The organism is Thermoactinomyces sp. DSM 45892, from assembly GCF_900107305.1.
Classification (GTDB): Bacteria; Bacillota; Bacilli; order Thermoactinomycetales; family Thermoactinomycetaceae; genus Baia.
Map to the genome: position 1 here is coordinate 72864 of NZ_FNPL01000005.1, position 24356 is coordinate 97219.

The window sequence follows — 24356 nt, forward strand, 5'->3', positions numbered from 1 at the left end:
GTTGGATGGTTCCTTTTTTATATGTGAATATGGAATTTCGTGAATCGTAACGCCTAGTCTGCAATTCCGAGAGCAATTTTGGCATAGCGGGACATGCGACTCTTGTCCCAAGGGGGATCATAGACAATGTTTACTTCCACGTCTTGGATGTTGTTTACTCTCATAACAGCCTCAGTGACCATGCTGTGGATAGTAGCAGAGAGAGGGCATCCCATTGCTGTCAATGTCATCGTGACGGTAACCTTTTGCTTGTCATCGATTTCAAGGTTATAGATAAGTCCAAGGTTTACGATGTCGACATGAAGCTCTGGGTCTAGTACATTTTCTAATTCATCTAAAATGGCTTCTTTCCTTACATCTTGATTCAAGGTAATAGCCTCCCATACACTGTTCGGTTTCGTTTCTTCTTCCAATGTACCATAGCCAAATAGAAAAACAAAAAAACGAATGGATGTTCGTAAAATAGTATTGGCAGTAAATGAAAAACAAGGTATGATAACACTAGTACATAAATGGACAAAAGGAGTGGGTGCATTGTCAGATCGTCGTCAAGCTTTAGAAATCGCACTTAGACAAATTGAAAAACAATTCGGAAAAGGTTCCGTTATGCGCATGGGTGAAGAATCAGCTCCGCAAGTGGAGACTGCTTCAACTGGGGCCCTTGCATTAGATATTGCATTGGGAATTGGTGGGTTCCCTCGTGGAAGAATTATTGAGGTATACGGCCCAGAATCTTCAGGTAAGACGACGGTTGCTCTGCACGCGATTGCAGAAGTACAGAAAATGGGTGGACAAGCTGCATTTATTGACGCGGAACATGCATTAGATCCGATTTATGCCCAAAAGCTAGGTGTAAATATATCTGAGATGCTCTTATCCCAGCCGGATACAGGGGAACAGGCTTTGGAAATTGCGGAGGCACTTGTTCGTAGCGGTGCTGTCGATGTGATCGTAATCGACTCTGTAGCAGCACTGGTTCCTAAGGCAGAGATTGAAGGGGAGATGGGAGATTCTCATGTAGGTCTTCAAGCTCGCTTGATGTCACAAGCACTTCGGAAGCTTTCTGGAGCTATTAATAAATCGAAGACTATCGCGATCTTTATTAACCAGATTCGTGAAAAAGTAGGGGTTATGTTTGGGAATCCTGAGGTTACTCCAGGTGGTCGCGCGTTAAAGTTTTACTCCAGTGTTCGGTTAGAAGTTCGACGTGCTGAAACGATTAAGCAAGGTACAGACATGGTAGGGAACCGTACGAAGATTAAGGTAGTAAAAAACAAAGTAGCTCCTCCGTTTAAAACGGCTGAAGTAGATATTATGTTCGGTGAAGGAATCTCCCGTGAGGGTAGTGCACTAGATATTGCCACAGAATTGGATATTGTGAATAAGAGTGGTGCTTGGTACTCTTTTGAAGGGGAGCGTTTGGGCCAAGGTCGTGAAAATGCAAAGTTATTCCTGAAAGAGAACCCTGCATTGTTTATCGAGATCGAAAATCGAATTCGTACCCATTATGAACTACCTCTTGCGCAGGTACCAGTTCCAGCAGTAGAGGAAAAAAGTGAGCCGCGCGGTCGTAAAGCAAAAGAACAACAAGTAGATTCGGACCCAATTATTACAGCAGCTTTAGCAGCGGGACTTGACCAAGAAGATTAAAAAAGGCGGGTGAAGACCGTTGAGTTCGAACATCACCCGGATCGAAAAGGAATCAGCATTGGGCAGGCGTTATCACATTTATGTGGATGGAGAGTTTGCGCTCTCTATCCATGAGGATGTGTTAATCAAATTCCGACTACATAAGGGGATGGATGTGAGTGAATCTGATTGCCAGCACTGGCTGCTTGCTGAGGAACAGAATCGTGCCCGTCAGGTCGCTTTTAAGTACATCGGCTTTCGTCCACGTACAGTTTACCAAGTTCATCAACATCTCTTAGAAAAAGGATTCTCTCCCCAGCACATCCGAGCTGTTACGGAGGAATTGGTGCAACAAGGTTATCTCCATGACGGGCAGTATGCTATGGCGTGGGTTGAGGAACGGCAGAGAATGAAGGGCTTGGGATCAACTCGATTACGTCAAGAATTAAAGCAAAAAGGTGTGGCAGATCATTGGATTGACAAGGCACTATCCTACATTGAACAAGATGAAGAGCGCCAACTGGCAATGACCCTTGCCGAGAGGCGCTATTCTCGTATCCAAGACGATCTTTGGCCAAAAGTAGAGAGGAAACTAGGGCAATACCTAATGAGGCGTGGTTTTTCTGCAGATATTGTCTACCCGATTCTAAAGCATTTTCGGTCCATTCATCGCCAAGAAAAGGGGGATCGTTTATGAAGATACTCTATTTTACGGATACCCACATTCGCGGGAATTCACCACGAAGTCGGAAGGATGATTTTCCATCCACGATCCGTAGAAAAATGGAAGAGATTATCGAGCTTGCCAGCAACCATCAAGTAGATTATGTGTTACACGGTGGGGATGTATTTGATCATCCAAATCTATCTCCAGCAGTAGTAGGAGATTTTGCTAGTTTGTTTCGTGGTTTTGGAGTGCCAGTCTATGCGATTGCAGGGAATCACGATGTATATGCTCATAATCCGATTACGCTGCCGCGTACGATGTTAGGATTGTTGGATGCGTTTGGTACCTTACAACTGGTACACGAAGGAAACCGAATCAAGCTAGAGAAAGATGGTATTGTGGTACAACTTAGTGGCCAGCCTTTTCACTATGATTTAGATAAGCGTGACATTACCCTTGATTATGCGGTCAAGAATGAGATGGAAGCTCATTTTTGTATTCATATGGTACATAGTATGTTGGTTGATCGCCCATTGCCCGATAGCGTGGCCCATACTTTGATTTCACAATTATGGGAGTTAGATAGCGACGTAGATGTTGTTTTGACAGGGCATTATCATGCAGGATTTCCGGTCCAGCATCGGGAAGGGAGATATGTGTTAAACCCAGGGGCGATTGCAAGGGTAAATAATCATTTATCTGAGATGCGGCGAACACCCCAAGTAGTATTGATTACACTGACAGACTGTGTTGATGTTACCGTGATCCCACTCACTTCTGCACGATCAGGCGAGGAGATCTTGGATCGGAGTCATATCGAAAAAGCACGATACCAGGAAGAGCGCTGGGCGGAGTTTACGAGACAAGTAGATGCTGCGTTGGAGTTAAAGACCTTAAATGTGGATACGATTATTGAAACGATTGCAGAGAACGATGAAATTCAGGAATCGGTAAGACTGGACGCATTACGAAGGATTAGCAGGGCAAAAGAGATGCGGGAAGGAGAGGGAGCGTGAAACAATTTCGGAAGCTAGAGATCCATAACTTTCAATCTCATGAGCATACGGTCGTACAACTCTCTCCCGGTTTAAATGTATTTGTAGGTGCATCTGATAATGGGAAGAGTGCAATTTTACGAGCCTTGCGTTGGGTGTTGTTTAATGTCCCTCGTGGGTCTGATTATATTCGTACAGGCACAACTAAGTGTCAAGTCACTCTTACGATGGATGACGGTACAGAGATCGAGCGAATACGCAGTACAGGTTCGATTAATCGCTATATTTTACGCAAACCGGACGAACAAGAGTTGATTTTTGAAGGATTTGGTTCAGAAGTTCCACATGAAATTACAGAAATCCATCAAATGACATCTGTGAAACTAGACACTACGCAAGAGATCCTTCTTCAGTTTGGGAGTCAATTAGACGGGCCCTTTTTACTTTCGGAATCGCCCGGTACAAAAGCAAAAATGTTAGGATTTATCAGTGGTGCGCAAATTATAGATGTAGCTCTAAAGCAAGCAAATAGCGATCGGAAGGCGATTTTAGAGGAGGGAAGAAGAACAGAGAAAAACAAGCAATCCCTTCTCGAACAGTTGAAGCCTTATGAGAATTTAATCGATTTACGCCGCCAACTAGATGAAAGCAAGAAGAAGATTGCTAGAATCAAAGAGTTGCAAAATAGGCTCCAGCAACTTCGAAAGACAGCTCATCTTTATACAGAAGTGAAACAAGAGCAAGTGTACTGGGCTGGGGTACTAGAATCGTTATTACAACTCCCACATGCTGAGATGAAAAAAGCAGAGTTAGAGGTGATGGTTTTCCAGCAGATACAACTACAACAAAGACGAACCAGATGGAAGAATCATCAAAGCGAAAAGCGACAGTGCCAAAAGCAACTTATCTATCTTGAGAAATCACCGGAGGCAGAAGCACGTTTAGCCAAGCTGATAGATTTGGACATCCGATTCAAACTGCTTTACCGCCTATATTATCGTTACAAGAGCGTACGATCTGAGCAGGAGCAAACGATACAGGTTTTAAAGAGGAATCAGAATCTTGGAGAAGCCGCAGAGCGCTTTCAGCGGATGATTCATGAAAATGAGACAAGAGCCCAGCTAGGTCACAAATGGAAAACCTATCAATCGATTTACTCCCAAAAACAACAGCAATTAGCTGTCTTAACCAAAACAGAGGCGATTGATCAAGTTTATCGGATTTTATTGCCTAAATTAGAAATGCATACAAAACAAATGGAATTATATCGTGAACAACAATCAAAATACATTTACCTTCATCAACGGGTAATGAAAGGTCGAAAGTATTGTACAGACCAAGAAGAAGAGATTAAACATTTAACCAAAGAGTACGTAAGGTTACTTCGAGTCAATAAGAAGTGCCCAACGTGTGGTTCTCAGATTCATGGGGATGTACTGGAGCATCTGATGAGCGAATTAGGAGGCGATGTATATGCTACAACTGGAAGATAAGATGAAAGAGTTAAAGGTCCGAATTGAAGCGGCTAGAGAGCAAAGAACACGAGCAGAAGGGAAATTAGAGAATCTAGAGAAGCAAGAGGCGGAGTTGCTACACGAGTTAGAACAGTTAGGAGTAAAGCCAGAAGAGCTCGAAGAGGAGATAGGACGCCTGGAGAGGGAGATTCAAAGAGGAATTAAAGAAGTAAATGATCTCCTACCTAAGGAGCTGGTTTAGATGGATACAGATCTCTGTCTGGAAGATCTAGAAAAAAGGGTAAGTGAATATGAGACAGAGTGGTCTGAGCGGAAGGGGAAACAAGATCTTCTTTTAGAACAGCTTCATGAAGTGGAAAAACATTGGAAGCTTTATCAAGAGGAAAAAGAATTACTCGATCAAGTTCGAATTCTGTTTCAAAAAGCTTCTGATTATGCCAGACAACAGGCAAAAGCACAACTAGAGTTACTAGTAACAAGGGCATTACAAATGGTATTTGGTCCCGCATTTTCTTTTATCATTGAATTGTCAGAAGCTGGGAAAAATCCAAGTGCGGAGTTTTTTGTTGTAACGGACTGGGATGGAATGCAGGTGAAAAACAAGCCTCAAGACTCTCGTGGGGGAGGAATTGTGGATATTATTTCTCTTGCTCTGCGAATTGCACTTATTACCACGATTCAACCTCGTGTGGAGGGGCCGTTAATTTTAGATGAACCTGGCAAACATGTAAGTAAGGACTACGTCGTTCCCATGGTTCAATTTCTTCAGCTCATATCGCAAACATATGGTCGGCAAATCATCCTTGTTACCCATAATAGCGATTTAACCGAATCAGCAGACGAAGTCTATGAAGTACGCCTAAATGGTGGGAAGTCGGAGTTGGTCCTTCTTACCTCTCCTTGACAATGGTAATTTATAAATAATAAAATCAAGTTATATCTTTTTTCTGAGGAATGACTTTGAAAGAGATGTACTTGGTTTAAGAGTTCCTATGATGATGCATATGAAATGATCAATTTGCTGGTTATACAGCCTAACTTGGTAAAGAGCAAACAACAGAGGGACGAGCTTAGTGGACCGAAATGAATCGGTCTTGTTTTTTAATAAAAGAAAAGAGGAGGTGAAAGCGGATGCAAATTCAATCCATCATTCTGCTTTTAGCCTCACTATTGGCAGGATTTGGGGCAGGCTACTGGATTCGGAAAATGACTGCGGAAGCCCGCATCGGAAGTGCTGAGAAGGAAGCGCAGGCAATTGTTGAAAAGGCTCATCAAAATGCGGAAGCAGCCAAAAAAGAAAAGATTTTTGAAGCACGTGATGAAGCCCATCAGCTTCGGATGGATGTAGAAAAAGAAATTCGCGAACAACGAAACGAATTACAACGTTTTGAGCGTCGTCTCGCACAAAAAGAGGAGACACTTGAACGAAAGCAACATGGTGTAGAGCGTCGTGAGGAAGCTCTGGCAAATAAAGAGCGCCAACTAGAAGCGCGAGTGGAACAAATCGAAGATCTGCATCAAAAGCAAGTTCGTGAGATGGAACGGATTTCGAACTTGACTACAGACGAAGCAAGACAGCTGATTCTAACCAAAGTAGAAAACGAGATGCGTCATGAAACGGCTCAAATCGTGAAGGATATGGAGCAACAAGCTCTAGAAGAGGGAGATAAACGGGCTCGTAATATCTTGTCTCTTTGTATCCAACGTTGTGCTGCGGATCACGTGGCGGAAACAACGGTCTCTGTGGTTACCTTACCGAACGATGAGATGAAGGGACGAATCATTGGGCGTGAAGGGCGTAATATCCGTACTTTGGAAACATTGACGGGTATTGACCTCATTATCGATGATACGCCAGAAGCCGTTATTCTGTCTGGCTTTGATCCAATTCGTCGTGAAGTAGCTCGAGTCGCACTCGAAAAACTCGTAGCTGATGGTCGAATCCATCCAGCTCGCATTGAAGAGATGGTGGAGAAGTCCCGTCGTGATGTGGATGAGCGCATTCGAGAATACGGAGAACAAGCTACTTTTGAGACGGGTGTTCATGGAATTCATCCAGATTTGATCAAGATCATAGGTCGATTGAAATTCCGTACAAGTTATGGACAAAATGTCTTAAAACATTCGATGGAAGTGGCACATCTCTGTGGTTTGTTAGCAGCTGAATTAGGTGAAGATATTCATTTAGCGAAGCGTGCAGGTCTTTTGCATGATATCGGAAAAGCAATTGACCATGAAGTGGAAGGTTCTCATGTAGAAATTGGTGTAGAGTTGGCCAAGAAATACAGTGAACATCCGGTCGTAATCAATAGCATTGCTTCTCATCATGGTGATTGTGAAGCTGAAAGTGTCATTGCTGTGTTAGTACGTGCGGCTGATGCATTATCGGCGGCTCGCCCAGGAGCACGACGTGAGACGTTAGAAGCTTATATCAAGCGACTGGAAAAACTAGAAGAGATCTGTGAGTCATTTGAAGGCGTCGAAAAATCATACGCTATTCAAGCAGGACGTGAATGCCGCATCATTGTTCGACCAGAAGAAGTGGATGATGTAGAGGCAAGTCGCCTTGCGCGTGAGATTACAAAACAGATTGAGAGTCAGCTGGATTATCCAGGACAAATCAAAGTAACGGTAATTCGTGAAACAAGATCGGTAGAGTATGCAAAATAAAGTGGCTGGAACGCCGCTTTATTTTTTTTAAGTTTTTAAATGAGGTTGGAGGAAATATTAAATTTATGAGAATTTTAATGATAGGAGATGTCGTAGGCCGCCTTGGTCGACAGACTCTTCAAACGTACGTACCACAATTGAAAAATGCTTATCAACCAGATGTCATTGTTGTAAATGCGGAAAACGCAGCGAATAATGGAAGAGGGGTCACGAAAGAGATCGTTCGAGAGTTTCGATCTCTCGGAGTGCATTGTTTAACACTTGGCAACCATACATGGGGACAGTCAGAGATCTTTGATTTTATTGAGGAAGAGGAATACTTGGTACGACCTGCCAACTATCCGGAAGGAACACCTGGTAAAGGGTTTACCACTCTGTCCACTCCGAAGGGGAAAGTTACGGTTATGAATTTGATGGGACGTAGTTTTATGTCTCCTCTCACCTTGGATTGCCCGATGAAAAGTTTTGAAAAAATGTATAAACAAATATCTGCAGGACACTATATTTTGGTTGATTTTCATGCTGAAACTACCTCTGAGAAACAATCTTTTGCTTGGTTTGTAGATGGAAAGGCATCTGCGGTGATTGGCACGCATACACATGTACAAACAGCAGATGAACGAATCCTTCCTAAAGGCACAGCTTATTTAACAGATGTGGGAATGGTGGGTCCTTATGATGGAATTATTGGAATGGAGCGGGAGTTAGTTATTCGTCGCTATCTCACTCAATTACCCGTTCGTTTCGAAGTAGCTGGCGGTAGGTTTCAGTTAAATGCTGTTCTTCTTGATTTTGATACTTCGACTAAAAAGGCTAGGCGAATTCAAAGGATTCGAATTGACGAAGACTCACCGTGGTTTCGTTAATAACTTCGGTAGTTTTCGAATAAAATTCTTTCTGATTTTTCATTTCTATCTACATTTTTAAGAAGGAATTTTTAAAACTTAGTCGAATATATTAGGAGTGGACTCACTCATAACCATCGAGGAGGTACAGTCATGGAAGTATTAAAGGTTTCAGCAAAATCTAACCCGAATTCTGTAGCAGGCGCACTCGCTGGTGTTTTGCGTGAACGCGGTCAAGCGGAAATGCAAGCTATTGGAGCGGGTGCACTTAATCAAGCAGTAAAAGCTGTCGCGATTGCACGAGGATTTGTGGCGCCTAGTGGGATTGATCTCATATGCGTTCCAGCATTTACAGACATCGTAATCGATGGAGAAGAGCGTACGGCGATCAAACTAATCGTAGAACCTCGCTAACTCAGATTGGTATATAATTTTTAGTAAAAACCTGTTTATCATAATAGACAGGTTTATTTTTTATTGAGATTGATATTCTCAACTAATCACAGTAGGCAGATACATGAATGGTATGTTGGAGGGATGTACGTATGTGGATTATAGATGGGCATTGTGATGTGCTATTAAAATTATGGAATTATCCAAATCAATATGATTTCTATGAGGAAGGTTCGACATTAGATGTTTCGTACGATGGTTTATGCGCTACCAATAGCTTCATCCAAAACTTTGCCGTTTTCGTCCCACCCCGAATTCCAATAGGACAACGCTTTTTAGCAGCGGCCCAGCAAATTGATATTTTTTATCAAAAGGTGTTGCGGGATCAATCAAAAATGGCTTTCATTACAAATCGAGAGGAGCTGGATGATTTACGCGTAGTTCGTGAAAAGGACGACCATGCTCTGATTGGGGCAATCTTATCTCTAGAGGGTGCAGACGCTCTTCAAGGGGAGATTGCCTATTTGCGATTATTTCATCGTCTAGGAGTACGCTCTATGGGTCTTACGTGGAACTATGCAAATGAAGTAGCGGATGGAGTTCAAGAGATACGTAATGGAGGGCTAACTCGATTTGGGCACGAAGTGTTGGAAGAGATGAAAAAACTAAAAATGATTTGTGATGTATCTCATCTCTCTGTCCGAAGTTTCTGGGATGTGATGGAGTACTCCGATTTATCTGTGATGGCGAGTCATTCCAATGCACGCGCCTTATGCCCGCATGTGAGAAATTTAGATGATGATCAAATTCGAGCATTGATTCAGAAAGATGGTATGATTGGTGTGACGTTTGTCCCATATTTTGTTTATCAACCAGCAAACGAGTCAAATATAAGTCATGTCATACGGCATATTGAACATATTTGTGAACTGGGAGGGGCGGATAATATCATGTTTGGTTCTGATTTTGATGGAATAGAGGAAAAAGTGGCAGGTTTAGAAACGACAAAAGAGTACTCTTCATTCATCCACATGCTATTGCAATATTATCCATCTGATTTAGTAGAAAAATGGGCATGGAAAAGCAGTTATGTATTCTATAGTAAAGCGTTTTCATAGCAAATTGTATAAATATACGTTAATGTGAATTAAATCTAGTGGTTTGTTGGTATAGTGAAACAGAATGTGAACAATTTTAGAAGGGAAACGGTTGCTTTTTCAGGTGGGCAGGTCTAGAATGATAAATGAAAATGCGTTAGACGACTCACCACAAAAATAGGCTGTATCTTTCATTTGTGAAGAGCCGATCTAGATCTAACATATAAATGATATTGTAATCGTTGTGTTTGGGAGTTTAAAGGAGATGAGTTCATGATTAAGCAGCTTTCGTGGAAAGTGGGCGGACAGCAAGGTGAAGGGATCGACAGTGCCGGTGAGATTCTTTCGACTGCATTAAACCGACAAGGTTATCATCTATATGCGTATCGCCACTTTTCCTCTCGGATTAAAGGTGGACATTCAAATACGAAGCTTCGTATGAGTACCGATCCAATCGGTTCGATCGCCGATGACCTCGATATTTTGGTTGCATTTGACCAAGAAACGATCGATCTTAATGCACACGAGTTAATCAAAAACGGTGTCATCTTGGCAGATGAAAAGTTTGATCCTACATTACCTGAAGGTATTACAGCTCACTTATTAGCGGTACCATTCACGAAAATCGCTGAAGAAGTTGGCATGGCTCAGATGAAAAATATGGTGGCGGTAGGTGCTTCGACAGCTCTCCTCGGATTGCCACTTGCTGCGTTCCGTGAAGTAATCGAAGGACGCTTCTTGAAAAAAGGACAAAAAGTCGTTGATAAGAACATGGAAGCGATTGAACGTGGCCGTGACTATGTGAAAGAACTTACAATTGATGACCTTCCTAATTTTGAATTAGCAACTTCAGACGGCCAAAAGCGTCTTTACATGATTGGTAATGATGCGATTGCATTTGGAGCTGTTGCGGCTGGTGCTCGTTTGATGGCTGCATACCCGATTACTCCATCATCTGAAATTATGGAATACCTGATTCGGAAACTTCCTGAGTTTGGTGGAACGGTTGTTCAGACAGAAGATGAACTGGCCGCGATTACGATGACCATCGGTGCCAACTATGGTGGTGTACGTGCGTTAACAGCTTCTGCTGGTCCAGGACTTTCTTTAATGACAGAAGCAATCGGACTTGCTGGTATGACAGAAACCCCGTGTGTGATCGTGGATACCCAACGTGGTGGTCCAAGTACAGGTCTGCCAACTAAGCAAGAACAATCTGATGTGCTTTCTATGCTATATAGTACTCACGGAGAGATCCCTAAAATCGTAATCGCCCCAAGCTCTGCTGAAGAGTGTTTCTACGATACGATTGAAGCGTTTAATATGGCTGAGAAGTATCAATGTCCGGTTATTATCTTAACGGACTTAGCGGTATCTCTCGGAAAGCAAACGGTGGATCCGTTATCCTATGATCGAGTTAAAATCGACCGTGGAAAGCTACTTCCGTTTGATGCAGATCTCCCGCAATTAGGAGACTCAGAATTGTTCCCACGTTATGAACTTACAGAAGATGGCATTTCTCGTCGTACACTTCCAGGTACGAAAAATGGAATTCACCACGTTACAGGTGTTGAGCATAGTGAGACAGGTCGCCCTTCTGAAAGTGCTGAAAACCGGATTAACATGATGGATAAACGTTTAGGAAAACTTAGCCAAGATATCGGCTATACCAATCCAGTAGCGGTTGATGCACATCATGAAGAAGCAGATCTTCTGGTAATTGGCTTTAACTCAACCAAAGGCACCATCGCTGAGGCGAGAGAGCGCCTTGAACTGGATGGTTTAAAAGTAAATCAAGCTCATGTACGTCAGTTAATGCCTTTCCCTACTGATTTATTGGCAGAACAAATGAAGAACGCGAAGAAAGTTCTAGTCGTTGAAAATAATGCGACAGGTCAGTTGACCTCCTTAATTAAGATGAATGTAGGAATGGCTGAGAAAATCGAATTCTATGGTAAGTATGATGGAAATCCATTTTATCCAGCTGAAATTACAAACGCATGTAAGGAGCTGTTAGTTCATGGCAACATTTAAAGATTTCCGCAACAAAGTGAAGCCCAACTGGTGTCCAGGTTGCGGGGACTTCTCAGTACTCGCAGCTATGCAACGCGCGTTTGCTAATGTAGGTTTGGAACCGGAAGAAGTAGCGATCGTTTCAGGAATCGGTTGTTCAGGTCGAATCTCTGGTTATGTAAATGCATATGGCTTACACGGAGTACACGGTCGTGCACTGCCCATTGCTCAAGGATTAAAATTAGCGAACCGTGACTTAACTGTCGTAGCATCAGGTGGAGATGGGGATGGTTTTGCCATTGGTATGGGTCATACTGTACATGCGATCCGTCGTAATGTAGATGTTACGTATGTCGTAATGGATAACCAAATCTATGGTTTGACAAAAGGACAAACTTCTCCACGTAGTGCACAAGGATTTCAGACCAAAAGTACCCCTCAAGGATCGATTGAACAGGCGATTTCTCCATTGGAATTAGCGCTATCCTTAAATGCTGGTTTTGTAGCACAATCATTCTCCAGTGACTTGAAACAACTTACTCATGTGATTGAAGAAGGTCTGAAACATAAAGGCTTTAGCTTAATCAATGTGTATAGCCCTTGTGTAACGTATAACAAAATTAATACCTACGAATGGTTTAAGCAAAATATCGTAAACCTAGATACCTTAGAGGGATATGATAATGCTAACCGAGCACAAGCTATGCAAACATTGATGGAGCACAATGGTTTGGTAACTGGAATCCTTTACCAAAACAAAGAGCGTCCACCATACGAAGCGATGATTAAAGGCTTTAAAGAAGAAGGGTTGGCAAAACAAGATCTCAATATTTCAGAAGAGCAGTTTAACCGCCTCATGTCTGAATTTGCATAAGGTCTTATGTCCTCATTTTTCTCTCTCATAAAAAAATAGGACCTCGAAAAAATTCGAGGTCCTATTTTTTTATGGAGATTTTCATAAATAGGAACTTTTTATATATTAGACTAGTTTGCTATACAAACAAAATCTCTAAAAAATAAAATGGGATTCCTGTCATCCTCCCTTACATAGCAAGGGGATAAGAATCCCATTTACGTATACTCGAATTATTCGTCCTTATTAGTTGCAGTAGCCAGCGCTGCTTCATTTTGCTTTTTAAAGCGAGCTTCTACAAAATTTCCCTTGCCAACACTTATCGCAGCAAGTAGCCCGATGATAGAGAAAACGAGGGCAAGATAAAAACCGTTATTGATAGCAAGTTCGAGAGCATCACGTAGAAATTGTTGAATCTGCGGGGAGACTTGCCCGCCAGAGTGCATAAGAATTTCTGGATTTGCTAATTGATCTATTTTATCAGCTGGAATACCTAACTTGGTTGCACCATCTTGTAGTTTGTGTTGGAGCTGATTATTTACGATCGTTGCCGTGATGGAAGCCCCTAATACACCGCCAATATTGCGCCAGAAACCGATGATTGAACTAGTGATTCCTAGATAACGAGAATCTACATTGGCCGCGATGGCATTTTGAGCAGTACTCATTAAAGGTCCAAGTGCAAAGAAACCCAGTATGATCATCAGAATGGTTATAGTAGCCCATGATGCAGTATGAGACAGCATGGTTAGTGCAATGCTACTTCCGATAGCAGATACCATCGAGATCGTTGATAAAGTACGGAATGAGACCTTACTTTGCAAGATACCTGCTACACTGGCTCCAACCATCACAGAAAACATCATAGGAGTGAGTAGGCTGTTAGAGTTTGTTTTTCCGAGTACAGCCACAGCAAAGATAGGTAGATACGTAATCGAGGCAAATAGGATCGCACCTTGGCATAGACACATAATACTGGTTCCACGTACTACCTTATTCTTAAAGAGGTGGAGTGGCAAGATCGGCTCTGCAACTCTCTTCTCGGTTATGATGAAGGCGATTCCGAATACGACAGAGAGGGCAAATAAACCAATAATCTGCCAAGACCCCCATGCGTACTCTTTTCCTCCCCACTCTACTCCCAACATAAATGAAACGGTTGTAATAATAACAAAGACGGTTCCGAAATAATCGATCTTAGGTCGTACTTGAGAGCGCGACTCTTTCAAGGCAAATAGTAGAATGACAAACGCTAGGATACCAACTGGTATGTTTACAAAGAAACACCAACGCCAATCCAATGAGGAGGAGATCCATGTTCCTAACTGTGGACCGGCTACGGAAGATAACCCGAAGATCCCAGCAAATACTCCTGTGAGCTTCGATGCTTCTTTCGGATCAGGGAATAACGAAAAGATAATGGTGAAACTAATAGGCATGAGAGAACCAGCACCAATCCCTTGCAGGACACGTGACCAAATTAATTGATCGATATTTTGGGAGAATCCACATAAGATCGATCCGGTAAGAAACAATGCAATCCCTATTAAGTATAGTAATTTTCTTCCAAATATATCAGACATTTTGCCGAAAACTAACATGGTACTGGTGGACGCGAGCACATATGCGGTAAACACCCAGCTTACTCGGTCAAACCCACCGATATCTTCAATGACGGCATTAATTGCTGCAGAGGTAATCGTGTTATCGAGTGATGCCATCAAAATGCCAAGTGCCATGGCTAGGAGAACTAATTTATTTTTTCCATTCAAGGTAATTCCTCCAACGTATTTTTTGTTTATTATGCAGGAAGCGACTACATATATTTCGAATCACGAAATTCATTATACCAATCTGATCCCTACGAGGTCAATGAATGAGTTTTGTCCGCTCTAAAAGGACATGTATCACTACCTTTATTGCTTCAAATCATTTATAATGATTCATGATATTATATATATAACTGAGCTAAAAAGGAAGGGAGTGTCCGTCGTGGGAGGAACTATGCGCGCTTTAGTTAAACACCACCGAGGTGAAGGAGCACAATTACGTGAAGTACCAATCCCAACCATTGGGCCAGATGAAGCATTAATTGAGGTAAAAGTTTCTAGTATCTGTGGGACAGATGTCCATATTTATACATGGGATGAATGGGCACAGAGTCGAATTAAACCACCTTATGTATTTGGTCATGAACTGGGTGGAGTTGTAGTAGAAGTGGGTGAAAACGTTTCCAACTTGCAAGTAGGAGATCATGTTTCCGCTGAAACCCATATCGTATGTGGTCATTGTGTGGCATGTCGGCGAAATGATTATCATGTATGCTTGAACACCCAAATCATAGGGGTAGACAGAGATGGTTGTTTTACGAAATATGTTGCCCTTCCAGCATCTAATTTATGGGTGAATGATCCGAGTCTACCATTTGAAATTGCTTCCTTGATGGAGCCGATGGGAAATGCAGTTCATACGGTCTTATCAGGAGAGGTAGCTGGGCGTAGTGTTGCTGTAGTAGGATGCGGACCAATTGGCATTATGGCGGCGGCGGTTGCAAAAGCTGCGGGCGCCTCTAAAGTAATCGTATTAGATGTAAATGAATATCGTTTGAATCTTGCCGAAGAAATGGGTGCTACCCATATGATTCGCTCCCACAAAGAAGACCCAGTAAAAGCTATCCAAGCTATTACACGAGGCGAGGGGATAGAGGTAGCTTTGGAAATGTCTGGACATCCGCTCGCGATGAAGCAGGCGTTTGAGATGCTAACTCCAGGAGGAAGAATTTCCATTTTAAGTTTGCCTACTCGTCCGATTGAATTAGATATAACCAATGACATCGTTTTTAAAGGAATCACAGTAAAAGGGATCACAGGACGTCGCATGTATGAGACATGGCAACAAACTGCTTCTTTCTTAGAGTCAGGAGCTGTGGACTTGAAGCCTCTTATTACACACCGCCTATCCTTAGATGATTTTGAAGAAGGATTTGAATTAATGAAAAGTGGACGTAGTGGGAAAGTTGTTTTTTCTCTATAATGAAATAGATAAAACGATAAGATAATAGAAGAGGTGTAAGCATGAATCCATTTGCACATCTGGAAGAGGAAATTCAGAGTTGGAAAGATACAGGGATGTATCGTCCGCTTACAGAAATCGAATCAGAGCAAGGCGCTCGGGTTGTGATTCGTGGGAAAGAAGTTATTCAGCTTTCATCGAATAACTATCTAGGATTAACGACGCACCCTCGCTTGCGTAAGGCAGCGATTGAGGCAGTAGAAAAATTTGGTGCTGGTACAGGCTCTGTGCGTACCATTGCGGGTACATTTTCTCTTCATGAGGAATTTGAGCGTAAATTGGCTGAGTTCAAACATACAGAGGCAGCCCTCGTGTTCCAATCGGGTTTTACTGCCAATGTCGGGGTAGTGGCCACGATTTTATCTGCCGAAGATGTAGTGATTAGTGATGAGTTAAACCATGCTAGTATTATCGATGGCATTCGGCTTACAAAAGCAGGCCGTCGGATCTATAAGCATGTGGATATGGAAGACCTGGAGAAAGCATTACAAGAAACACAATCTGCACGAATGCGCTTGATTGTAACGGATGGCGTATTTAGTATGGATGGGAATATTGCTCCGCTTCCCCAAATTGTGGAGCTTGCAGAGAAGTATCACGCTATTGTCATGGTAGATGATGCACATGCGAGTGGTGTCTTGGGGCGCAATGGCCGTGGGACGGTTGATCATTTTGATCTAAATGGTCGCGTACACATCCAAATTGGTACCTTATCTAAGGCAATTGGTGTCTTAGGTGGTTATGTAGCAGGGCCTAAAGTATTACGTGAGTATTTGATTCAACGTGCTCGTCCGTTCTTATTTAGCACTTCGCATCCACCAGCAGTAACTGCCGCTTGTTTGGAAGCAGTTAACGTTCTGCTCGAAGAGCCTGAGATTATGGAACGACTTTGGGATAATGCGCGCTTCTTTAAAGAGGGACTTTCTCAATTAGGTTTTAACACAGGTCATAGTGAAACTCCTGTTACACCCGTCATTATTGGTGATGATGCCCTTACGATGAAGTTTTCGGATGCATTGTTCGAAGAGGGTGTATATGCACAGGGAATCGCTTTCCCAACTGTCCAAAAGGGAAAAGCACGAGTGCGGACTATTGTAACAGCGAGTCAAACCAAAGACGATCTTCAAAAAGCGCTAGATACTTTTGAAAAAGTAGGAAAAGAGTTAGGGGTTATTTCTTAGAAAGTGACGACCTTATATAACAAGTAAAGAAGTATTAGGTTGAAATATCAATCTAATACTTCTTTTTTATCTCATGGACTATCATTATGTGCATGGCTGGGTTTTTGTTTATCGATTGTACCAAAGGGATGCTCAGGTGGTGCATAAATAGAATAAAGTTTGAGTGGCTTATTTCCTGTGTTGATAATATTGTGCCATGTACCAGCGGGTACCATAATAGCATAATCTTCGTGCACTTCTGTTTTGTAATTTAATGAATCTCTTCGATTTCCTATTTGAACTAGCGCTTTTCCTTCTTCAATTCGTAAGAACTGATCGACGTCAGGATGCATTTCTACACCGATGTCATCTCCTACATCGATACTCATTAATGTCACTTGCAAATAATTACCTGTCCACAGAGTGGTGCGAAAAGCATCATTCTGCTCAGCTGCTACATCAATATTGATAACAAGTGGTTGCTTCCCATAATCTCTTAATGGAATGTTTCGTTGTTTAATCTCCGATAAAGCCTGAAATCGCTTTGCCTGATCGGCTTCGTTTTCACAAGCTTTTAAAAAAATATCCTGATAAGGAAAGTATTGTGTCTGTACATAACTATTGCGATATTCCTCGTAATCCTTTATGGCTCGTTCTAAGGCCTTTTTTAGCCCTCCTTCAAATGTGAGAAAGGTAACATTTTTTGTTTCATATACAGGGTGTCTTCCTGTTAAATCGATGTATAACTGAGTAAACTTTCTCCAAAGATCTTTTTCCTTCTCTATCGCTTGCAAAATATCTTCCCTCTGCTTTGGATTAGGTGCGGCTTTGGCAAGTTTTTTGTAAAAAGCGATGGAAGTAGCGGATCTTTTGACACCTGTAAGTACATCGTCTAATGATTCTCGATAATGGGTGGACACGGGTTGATTTAAGTATTCATAATACAATTTGCTCATCTCCTTAACAGTCGTCATGATCCATTTGCCTAATAGGATTGATATATACATATGATGACGTATGAAAAAGGTTCTAATGAAAGGGATTTCTCTAACAATGGCATATAGAACGAATCCTCTCTTTCCTGTAAACGGTAATTAAAGATATGTGTGAATCATATTATATTACCTAAATAAAAGAAATACGGGGGGTAGTGTATGACTACTTTACTGGAGAGTAATATTCCACAAACATATAGAAAGTTGCCTTTATACTTTGTTCCGAATCAAGGACAAATTTACTCCGATATACAATTTTATGGAACGAAAGGAGGTTTCCTCTATTCTTTTACTCCTAAAGAAGTGTTTTTAACATGGATGGAGTGTGAAAAGGGGAGTTCATCAGAGTTTCGTAACGAGGAGAAGAGAGGCTATACGATTTCTTTAAACTTTCTGCACCCCCAAGAAGGGAGCACGATACAAGGAAAAGGGATGAGAGAGGGAAAAGTTAACTATTTTCTAGGTAATGACCCGAGCGGATGGTTTACAGATGTGCCTACGTACCAGGAAGTAGTATACAAAAAGATATGGGATCAGATTGATGTTGTTTTCCATGGTGATAAAAGCGATTTCAAGTACGACTTTCTTATCAATCCAGGAGGAAGAATAAGTGATATTCAATGGATTTACAAAGGAGTAGACGATGTCTCTCTAGATGAGGAAGGGAATCTTCACATTCATACCCGTTACGGTACGTTAATGGAAAAGAAGCCATATAGTTATCAGAAGATCAATGGGGAGCTTCAAGAGGTAGAGAGTAGCTTCCGACTTACTTTAGATGGGCAAGGGCAAGTAGTGATTGGATTCGAAGTAACAAACTATGATTCTAACTATCAATTGGTTATCGATCCTAGTTTGGAGTACTCCACCTATCTAGGGGGGACCTCCCTGGAATCTGGGGAGGCAATTGCGATAGATGATACAGGTCATGCCTATGTGACGGGGTTTACTCGATCAGCCAACTTCCCTGTTACCCCTGGAGCGTTCCAAACGACACGAATGGGGGTTATGGATGCGTTTGTAACCAAGTTTAATTCGACAGGAAGTGCTCTGATCTATTCGACTTATCTGGGTGGAACGGGCACTGAAACGGCACGCGGAATTGCCGTGGATACAGCAGGACATGCCTATGTGACTGGGTTTACACAATCAGCTAATTTTCCAGTCACTCCTGGAGCCTTTCAAACCGTCTCTGGGGGAGTGCAAGATGCATTTATCACGAAGATGAGTCCAAGTGGAAATGCCTTAGTCTATTCGAGCTTTCTAGGTGGAGCAGCAAGTGATGATGGGCGAGGAGTGGCATTGGATGGAAGCGGAAATGCCTATGTGACTGGGAATACTCAATCAGCTAATTTTCCAGTTACCCCTGGAGCCTTTCAAACTGCCTTTGGTGGGGTGCGAGACGCATTTATAACGAAAGTAAATTCAAGTGGGAGTGCTTTGGTCTATTCCAGTTATTTGGGTGGAACAGTGGAGGATGATGGATGGGGAATAGAAGTAGATGGAAGTGGAAATGCCTATGTGACTGGACTTACACAATCAGCTAATTTCCCAGTTACTCCTGGAGCCTTTCAAACTGTCTTCGGTGGAGTGCAAGATGCATTTATAACGAAATTAGATTCAAGTGGAAGTACATTGGTTTATTCAAGTTATCTGGGTGGAGCAGGGAACGATGATGGGGGTGGGATTGCACTAGATGGAAGTGGAAATGCTTATGTAATTGGTAGTACACAATCAGCTAATTTTCCAGTTACTCCTGGAGCCTTTCAAACTGTCTTCGGTGGAGTGCAAGATGCATTTATAACGAAATTAGATCCAAGTGGAAGCTCACTAGTCTTTTCCAGTTATCTCGGGGGAAGTGCTCTGGAGGATGGAAATGGGATTGCGGTAGATACATTGGGTCGGGTTTATTTGACGGGGGAGACACAGTCCATAAATTTCCCTATTACACCAAACGCATTTCAACAGACACTAGTAGGATCGCGGAATGTGTTTGTATCCATACTTGATCCAAGTGGAAGCTCACTAGTTTATTCCAGTTATCTCGGGGGAGATGGAGCAGAGGATGGAAATAAGATTGTGATAGATAATGGGGGAAGTATGTATATTGTAGGAACCACAAGCTCGGAAAATTTCCCGGTTACTGCAGGGGCATTTCAAACAGAGAGACTGGGGCTAAATGATGCATTTGTTAGCAAATTCGGAATAAGTGCAAATCTAGCAGTAGAAAAAGTAGCCTCTTCTAGTTCTGCGGTTGCAGGCAGGAGATTTACCTATACGATAACCGTCCGCAATCATGGTCCAGATCAGGTGTTGTCAGTATCGTTATCAGACATCATTCCCTCCCATAGTACTTTTGTGAGCTTTATACAGGATAGTGGACCACCAGCGATCATATCTACCCCCCCAGTAGGGGGAACAGGAATAGTGACAGCTGATTGGCCTTCTCTCGATAGTGGTGATATAGCTACATTTACCCTTGTGGTCCGGATTAAGTCAGATGCCCCGATGGGATCTGCACTTTCTAATACATCCACTTTGTCTAGCCCTCTATCTAGTCATTCGTCCACAGTTACTACCACTATTAGGAGACAACAACATCGAGCCCGCCTCTCTATCACGAAGCAATTTTGTACTAGTGTCCGTGTCGGACAATTAGTAACGGGTACCTTCACTGTCCATAATCATGGACGCTCTGCCGCGGAGAATGTTGTTCTACACGTGAGAATTCCAGCACATGTTCGGGTTATCACGTCTCCACAGACTCAAACAAGTGAAAATCGAACACCAGGTTTATTATTTCATCTAGGAACGATTCCGGCAGGAGAATCTAGATGTGCCCTAATTCGCTTCATTCCACTAAAGGTAGGAACTTTGTGGATCAGAGGAATGGCCCGTTCAGCCTCTTCTACCCCTGAATCAGTTAGTGCTATAGTGATGATTCGGGTAGGGCCTTCGAGTAAATAGGTGTACTGATTTCATCATTTGTTTTGCACAATTTTTGGATGTACTTTAACATAACCAATCCGTAAAAGGGGATACTATCCAACGAAATTCTATTTAAAAGGAGACTGTTCTGTTGGAGCTTGTATCCCCTCAGTTGGAAAAACCGAATCATAAAAGGTTGAAAAAAATCAATCTTTTCAAGCGTATTGTCATGATTTTATTTGGAGCGATATTAGTTGCTGTCGGATTAGAGATTTTTTTGGTACCCAATCAGATAATGGATGGAGGTATCGTAGGAATTTCTATGCTCCTTTCATACTTGACTGGATTTAAGCTAGGAGTTCTATTGTTTGTACTCAATCTTCCCTTCTTTTTTCTGGGTTATAAACAGATTGGTAAAACATTTGCACTTTCTACTTTGTTTGGTGTGATAGTTATGTCTGTTAGTACTTACTATCTTCACTCTGTCCCACCTCTTACGGAAGATCCCCTCTTGGCCGCTGTCTTTGGTGGAATTGTCATAGGGATTGGTGTCGGATTAGTGATTCGATATGGAGGATCACTAGATGGAACAGAGATTCTTGCGATTCTTTTTAATAAGAAGACGTCTTTCTCCGTTGGTCAAATTGTTTTATTCTTTAACTTGTTTATTTTGGGAAGTGCGGGGTTTTTGTTTGGCTGGGAGCGTGCTATGTATTCATTTATTGCTTATTTCATCGTATTTAAGCTCCTCGACGTTGTAATCGAAGGGTTTGATGAAACCAAGCTTGTTTGGATTATGAGTGAAGAACCGGAGAAACTAGGAAGCTGTATACTAAGTAGCTTGGGGAGAGGGGTTACTTATTTGAGTGGGGAAGGTGGGTACACCGGAGAGTACAAAAAAGTAATCTTTTGTGTTGTAACACGTCTTGAAGAAGCAAAGTTAAAGGAAATTGTAGAAGAGATAGATCCACAAGCCTTTTTGGCTGTTGGGAATATTCATGAGGTAAGAGGAGGTCATTTTAAGAAGAGGGCTGTTCACTAGAGTCCATCCGTATCATTCATCATATAGTGATATTTCTAGTTGGAAAGCTAGCCTTTTTTCCCCATTTATTTGATAGTGTGAGGAGGGCCTGTTAGGATATAGTAGTAAGAAAAATATACATACGCTGATAAACATTCGTTTGGGATTGTGCACAAGGGGAAATTTACTCATTATGAAACAAAATCAAACACAAAACGAACCAAAAATTCAAAGATGTAAACGCTGCAAGAAACGTGCACGGATGGAGGAAGTGAATCTTTGTCCATTCTGTTATGAGAAAAAATGTAAAGAGATAGAAAAAGAATATGAACAGAGTAAACAATTATTTCGGAAATGGTATCTAAGACGGGATTGGTTGGTACTGGATACAGAGTCTACAGGAGGTGGACGGGAGGACGAAATCATCGAGATCGGTATCACAGATGCGGAAGGCGCGATTTTATTTGAATCACTTGTGAAGCCCTCTCAGCCTATTCCAAAGCGTACAACGGATATCCATGGCATTACAGATGAAATGGTACAAGATGCTCCTACATGGTCTGAAATTTGGCCAGAAGTAGGTAGCATTATTCAAGGGAAGACCGTATTAATGTATGCCTCTGATGCGGATATCATGATGATTCGTAGAACCTGTAAGAAGTATCAATTGCCACTGATTAGCTACGATCCGCGGTGTGTGATGAAAATGTACAAGCAGTTACATCGGGATGAGCGCTTTGTTTCTTTAACAAGGGCGTTAGAGCAGAAAGAAATTGAATACATTCCAAGTCATCGAGCTACCAGTGATTGTGAGGGGTTGCGCCTGCTGGTTCTATCAATTGGTGCACAACTCATGGAAGAAGGATAGTATAGCTCCTTTTGACATGGCAGATAGGGGAAGGATCAAATGAATAAAAACACTGTAGAAATTTATTGGACTAAGATTCCTTCTGCTATGCATTCCGATGAATTAAGTCGGTTTACAGTTATTTTAGATCAAAAAGAAGAAGAAAAACGAAACTCTTATCTAGTTGATCATAAGAAAAAGGAATTCCTGTTGGGAAGAATGTTATTGAAGGGGTTGCTAGGTGAATATTTAGGATTAGAATCGGCAGACATACGATTTCAAGAAAATATGTATGGAAAGCTATATCTCATTCCGAGCCTGCAAGAAAAGAAGCAAATCTATTTTAACTTAACCCATACAGATGGCCTTGTAGCTTGTGCGGTTACACTAGCTGGCGAAGTCGGGATTGATGTTGAAAACACATTCAAGGATCACTTGGAAGTAATGCCTCTTGTGTTTCAGGAAGAAGAGCAGGCATTTGTTAAAAAGCCGGATGACCTTGAAACGAGACTTCAACATTTTTACTGGATTTGGACTAGAAAAGAGGCAGTGATGAAGGCAGAGGGCAAAGGCTTTTCGATGAAGCCGTTATCTTTTTCTGTGCCTCTTGATCATCATAGAGAATTTGATGGGGAATATCACCTCTATACGTTTCATCCCAAGAAAGACTGTATGATATCGACTGCGCTATGTTCAGAACAGGCAGTAGAGCCCGTTTATAAAGTAAAACAGATCAAATACGATGAAATATGTAAGCTTGAAAAAAACCTAATGATCACATAGATCACTAGGTTTTTTTCTACCGATTGGTAATCGTCTCAGGATAGAGGTCATGTTGTGCAAGGCGTTGCTCGGCAATTGCTTCCCAGCGAGTACCAGGCTTGCCGTAGTTTGCATACGGATCAATGCTGACCCCGCCACGAGGTAGAAATTTGCCCCAAACCTCGATGTACTTTGGATCAAGTAGTTTGATCAAATCTTTCATGATGACCACAATGCAGTTTTCGTGAAAGTCGCCATGATTTCGGAAGCTAAAAAGATATAGCTTTAACGATTTACTTTCAACCAACTTCTGATCAGGTACATAACTAATGTAGAGTGTTGCAAAGTCAGGTTGGTTGGTAATCGGACACAAACTGGTAAACTCCGGAGTATTAAATTTTACAAAGTAGTCAGTGTCCGGATGTCGATTATCAAATGACTCCAGTACATCCGGGTTATATTCGAAGTGGTAGTTTGTTTTTTGTCCCAGTAATTGTAGGTCTAGGTCGTGTTGAGCCATTATATTATCCTCATCTCCACGCTTTAATTAAACTCGTTCGAAACGAGCAAATGCTTCATTGGTTTCTTGCACCTCCACCCAGCGAAGGGTTGGTTGGTTCGATTTTTGCTGACAAAGTTGCTCGATCGCACAGAAAAAGATTTCTGCCACTTTTTCTGTTGATGGCGCAGCTCCACCTACTTCCGGATTAAACTCTGGAAAGTCATTTAGTAGGTGATGGTCATATTTTTTTTCGATTACATGTTTGACTTGACGAAAATCGATCAGCATCTGGCTTTCATCTAGTTTCGTGCCATCAACACAAAAAGTTACTTTATAGTTATGACCGTGAATTCTTTCACATTTTCCGGCACCAGGCACACTATGTGCACAAGAGATCCAAAAGTGTTTAGTTAATGTGTATTTACCGTGCAT

At 42.0% G+C, this 24356-nt stretch carries 23 protein-coding genes; 18 read left to right on the forward strand and 5 right to left on the reverse strand.

The annotated features are described in order from the left end of the window. Window positions 1–53: 53 nt before the first annotated feature. Window positions 54–368, reverse strand: a complete 315-nt coding sequence (locus BLU58_RS05350) for a metal-sulfur cluster assembly factor (protein ID WP_093291199.1) — start codon at window positions 366–368, stop codon at window positions 54–56. 166 nt (window positions 369–534) lie between these two features. On the opposite strand from BLU58_RS05350, the gene recA reads away from it, so the two are divergent. The 12 genes from recA to BLU58_RS05410 all read left to right on the forward strand — a co-directional run bounded on the left by recA (window position 535) and on the right by BLU58_RS05410 (window position 12658). Continuing rightward, complete coding sequence (gene recA, locus BLU58_RS05355; RefSeq protein ID WP_093291306.1) at window positions 535–1650, forward strand: recombinase RecA; 1116 nt, start codon at window positions 535–537, stop codon at window positions 1648–1650. Window positions 1651–1669: 19 nt separating this feature from the next. Next, window positions 1670–2326 (forward strand): RecX family transcriptional regulator, encoded by a 657-nt coding sequence (locus BLU58_RS05360; RefSeq protein ID WP_093291200.1) that lies wholly within the window; start codon window positions 1670–1672, stop codon window positions 2324–2326. After that, the gene (locus BLU58_RS05365; protein ID WP_093291201.1) at window positions 2323–3312 is read left to right on the forward strand and encodes a metallophosphoesterase family protein; all 990 of its coding nucleotides are present in this window, start codon (window positions 2323–2325) and stop codon (window positions 3310–3312) included. The genes BLU58_RS05360 and BLU58_RS05365 overlap by 4 nt, the downstream gene beginning before the upstream one ends. Next, the gene (locus tag BLU58_RS05370; RefSeq protein ID WP_093291202.1) at window positions 3309–4784 is read left to right on the forward strand and encodes an AAA family ATPase; all 1476 of its coding nucleotides are present in this window, start codon (window positions 3309–3311) and stop codon (window positions 4782–4784) included. The genes BLU58_RS05365 and BLU58_RS05370 overlap by 4 nt, the downstream gene beginning before the upstream one ends. Continuing rightward, window positions 4765–5007, forward strand: a complete 243-nt coding sequence (locus tag BLU58_RS05375; RefSeq protein WP_093291203.1) for a hypothetical protein — start codon at window positions 4765–4767, stop codon at window positions 5005–5007. The genes BLU58_RS05370 and BLU58_RS05375 overlap by 20 nt, the downstream gene beginning before the upstream one ends. Continuing rightward, complete coding sequence (locus BLU58_RS05380; RefSeq protein WP_093291204.1) at window positions 5008–5670, forward strand: ATPase; 663 nt, start codon at window positions 5008–5010, stop codon at window positions 5668–5670. It begins immediately after the preceding gene. A gap of 227 nt (window positions 5671–5897) precedes the next feature. Continuing rightward, entirely contained in the window at window positions 5898–7436 is a 1539-nt protein-coding gene (gene rny / locus BLU58_RS05385; protein ID WP_093291205.1) for a ribonuclease Y, read from the forward strand. Between the two features lie 65 nt (window positions 7437–7501). Further along, window positions 7502–8302, forward strand: a complete 801-nt coding sequence (locus tag BLU58_RS05390) for a TIGR00282 family metallophosphoesterase (protein ID WP_093291206.1) — start codon at window positions 7502–7504, stop codon at window positions 8300–8302. A gap of 132 nt (window positions 8303–8434) precedes the next feature. After that, a complete protein-coding gene (locus tag BLU58_RS05395; protein ID WP_072332452.1) occupies window positions 8435–8695 on the forward strand; it encodes a stage V sporulation protein S in 261 nt (86 codons plus the stop codon). A 131-nt stretch (window positions 8696–8826) separates the two neighbouring features. Then, complete coding sequence (locus BLU58_RS05400) at window positions 8827–9792, forward strand: dipeptidase (RefSeq protein WP_176786504.1); 966 nt, start codon at window positions 8827–8829, stop codon at window positions 9790–9792. A gap of 252 nt (window positions 9793–10044) precedes the next feature. Continuing rightward, window positions 10045–11805, forward strand: a complete 1761-nt coding sequence (locus BLU58_RS05405) for a 2-oxoacid:acceptor oxidoreductase subunit alpha (protein ID WP_093291208.1) — start codon at window positions 10045–10047, stop codon at window positions 11803–11805. Then, window positions 11792–12658, forward strand: a complete 867-nt coding sequence (locus BLU58_RS05410) for a 2-oxoacid:ferredoxin oxidoreductase subunit beta (protein WP_093291209.1) — start codon at window positions 11792–11794, stop codon at window positions 12656–12658. Before BLU58_RS05405 ends, BLU58_RS05410 begins: the two co-directional genes overlap by 14 nt. Before the next feature lie 212 nt (window positions 12659–12870). On the opposite strand, the gene BLU58_RS05415 is transcribed toward BLU58_RS05410, so the two are convergent. Next, window positions 12871–14409 carry a DHA2 family efflux MFS transporter permease subunit gene (locus tag BLU58_RS05415; protein ID WP_255404614.1) on the reverse strand — a complete coding sequence of 513 codons (1539 nt, stop codon included), beginning with the start codon at window positions 14407–14409 and terminating at the stop codon, window positions 12871–12873. Window positions 14410–14641: 232 nt separating this feature from the next. Here BLU58_RS05415 and tdh point away from each other — a divergent pair, with 232 nt between their 5' ends. Together tdh and BLU58_RS05425 are read left to right on the forward strand one after the other, a co-directional pair. Next, the gene (gene tdh, locus BLU58_RS05420) at window positions 14642–15670 is read left to right on the forward strand and encodes an L-threonine 3-dehydrogenase (protein WP_093291210.1); all 1029 of its coding nucleotides are present in this window, start codon (window positions 14642–14644) and stop codon (window positions 15668–15670) included. Window positions 15671–15711: 41 nt separating this feature from the next. Next, window positions 15712–16890, forward strand: coding sequence for a glycine C-acetyltransferase (locus BLU58_RS05425; RefSeq protein WP_093291211.1), 1179 nt, complete (start codon window positions 15712–15714; stop codon window positions 16888–16890). A gap of 71 nt (window positions 16891–16961) precedes the next feature. Here BLU58_RS05425 and BLU58_RS05430 read toward each other — a convergent pair whose 3' ends face one another. After that, entirely contained in the window at window positions 16962–17816 is an 855-nt protein-coding gene (locus tag BLU58_RS05430; protein ID WP_176786506.1) for a cupin domain-containing protein, read from the reverse strand. A gap of 207 nt (window positions 17817–18023) precedes the next feature. Here BLU58_RS05430 and BLU58_RS05435 point away from each other — a divergent pair, with 207 nt between their 5' ends. The 4 genes from BLU58_RS05435 (at window position 18024) to BLU58_RS05450 (ending at window position 23443) form a co-directional block, all read left to right on the forward strand. Further along, the gene (locus BLU58_RS05435) at window positions 18024–20831 is read left to right on the forward strand and encodes a DUF7948 domain-containing protein (protein ID WP_093291213.1); all 2808 of its coding nucleotides are present in this window, start codon (window positions 18024–18026) and stop codon (window positions 20829–20831) included. Between the two features lie 190 nt (window positions 20832–21021). Further along, window positions 21022–21834, forward strand: coding sequence for a YitT family protein (locus tag BLU58_RS05440; protein ID WP_093291308.1), 813 nt, complete (start codon window positions 21022–21024; stop codon window positions 21832–21834). Between the two features lie 172 nt (window positions 21835–22006). Further along, a complete protein-coding gene (locus tag BLU58_RS05445) occupies window positions 22007–22681 on the forward strand; it encodes a 3'-5' exonuclease (RefSeq protein WP_093291214.1) in 675 nt (224 codons plus the stop codon). A 39-nt stretch (window positions 22682–22720) separates the two neighbouring features. Continuing rightward, the gene (locus tag BLU58_RS05450) at window positions 22721–23443 is read left to right on the forward strand and encodes a 4'-phosphopantetheinyl transferase family protein (protein WP_093291215.1); all 723 of its coding nucleotides are present in this window, start codon (window positions 22721–22723) and stop codon (window positions 23441–23443) included. Between the two features lie 16 nt (window positions 23444–23459). Here the strand turns inward: BLU58_RS05450 and queF are convergent, their stop codons facing one another. Together queF and BLU58_RS05460 are read right to left on the reverse strand one after the other, a co-directional pair. Further along, on the reverse strand, window positions 23460–23942 hold the full coding sequence (gene queF, locus BLU58_RS05455; RefSeq protein ID WP_093291216.1) for a preQ(1) synthase: 483 nt from the start codon (window positions 23940–23942) through the stop codon (window positions 23460–23462). A gap of 27 nt (window positions 23943–23969) precedes the next feature. Next, window positions 23970–24356: a 6-pyruvoyl trahydropterin synthase family protein gene (locus BLU58_RS05460; RefSeq protein ID WP_093291217.1), complete on the reverse strand. Its 387-nt coding sequence runs from the start codon at window positions 24354–24356 to the stop codon at window positions 23970–23972.

Excerpts from the sequence above, each read along its gene's own strand:
- BLU58_RS05365 (WP_093291201.1), top strand. The coding sequence starts at position 2,323 with ATGAAGATACTCTATTTTACGGATACCCACATTCGCGGGAATTCACCA.
- BLU58_RS05375 (WP_093291203.1), top strand. The coding sequence starts at position 4,765 with ATGCTACAACTGGAAGATAAGATGAAAGAGTTAAAGGTCCGAATTGAA.
- BLU58_RS05380 (WP_093291204.1), top strand. The coding sequence starts at position 5,008 with ATGGATACAGATCTCTGTCTGGAAGATCTAGAAAAAAGGGTAAGTGAA.
- rny (WP_093291205.1), top strand. The coding sequence starts at position 5,898 with ATGCAAATTCAATCCATCATTCTGCTTTTAGCCTCACTATTGGCAGGA.
- BLU58_RS05390 (WP_093291206.1), top strand. The coding sequence starts at position 7,502 with ATGAGAATTTTAATGATAGGAGATGTCGTAGGCCGCCTTGGTCGACAG.
- BLU58_RS05395 (WP_072332452.1), top strand. The coding sequence starts at position 8,435 with ATGGAAGTATTAAAGGTTTCAGCAAAATCTAACCCGAATTCTGTAGCA.
- BLU58_RS05400 (WP_176786504.1), top strand. The coding sequence starts at position 8,827 with ATGTGGATTATAGATGGGCATTGTGATGTGCTATTAAAATTATGGAAT.
- BLU58_RS05405 (WP_093291208.1), top strand. The coding sequence starts at position 10,045 with ATGATTAAGCAGCTTTCGTGGAAAGTGGGCGGACAGCAAGGTGAAGGG.
- BLU58_RS05410 (WP_093291209.1), top strand. The coding sequence starts at position 11,792 with ATGGCAACATTTAAAGATTTCCGCAACAAAGTGAAGCCCAACTGGTGT.
- tdh (WP_093291210.1), top strand. The coding sequence starts at position 14,642 with ATGCGCGCTTTAGTTAAACACCACCGAGGTGAAGGAGCACAATTACGT.
- BLU58_RS05425 (WP_093291211.1), top strand. The coding sequence starts at position 15,712 with ATGAATCCATTTGCACATCTGGAAGAGGAAATTCAGAGTTGGAAAGAT.
- BLU58_RS05435 (WP_093291213.1), top strand. The coding sequence starts at position 18,024 with ATGACTACTTTACTGGAGAGTAATATTCCACAAACATATAGAAAGTTG.
- BLU58_RS05440 (WP_093291308.1), top strand. The coding sequence starts at position 21,022 with ATGATTTTATTTGGAGCGATATTAGTTGCTGTCGGATTAGAGATTTTT.
- BLU58_RS05445 (WP_093291214.1), top strand. The coding sequence starts at position 22,007 with ATGAAACAAAATCAAACACAAAACGAACCAAAAATTCAAAGATGTAAA.
- BLU58_RS05450 (WP_093291215.1), top strand. The coding sequence starts at position 22,721 with ATGAATAAAAACACTGTAGAAATTTATTGGACTAAGATTCCTTCTGCT.
- queF (WP_093291216.1), bottom strand. The coding sequence starts at position 23,942 with ATGGCTCAACACGACCTAGACCTACAATTACTGGGACAAAAAACAAAC.
- BLU58_RS05460 (WP_093291217.1), bottom strand. The coding sequence starts at position 24,356 with ATGCACGGTAAATACACATTAACTAAACACTTTTGGATCTCTTGTGCA.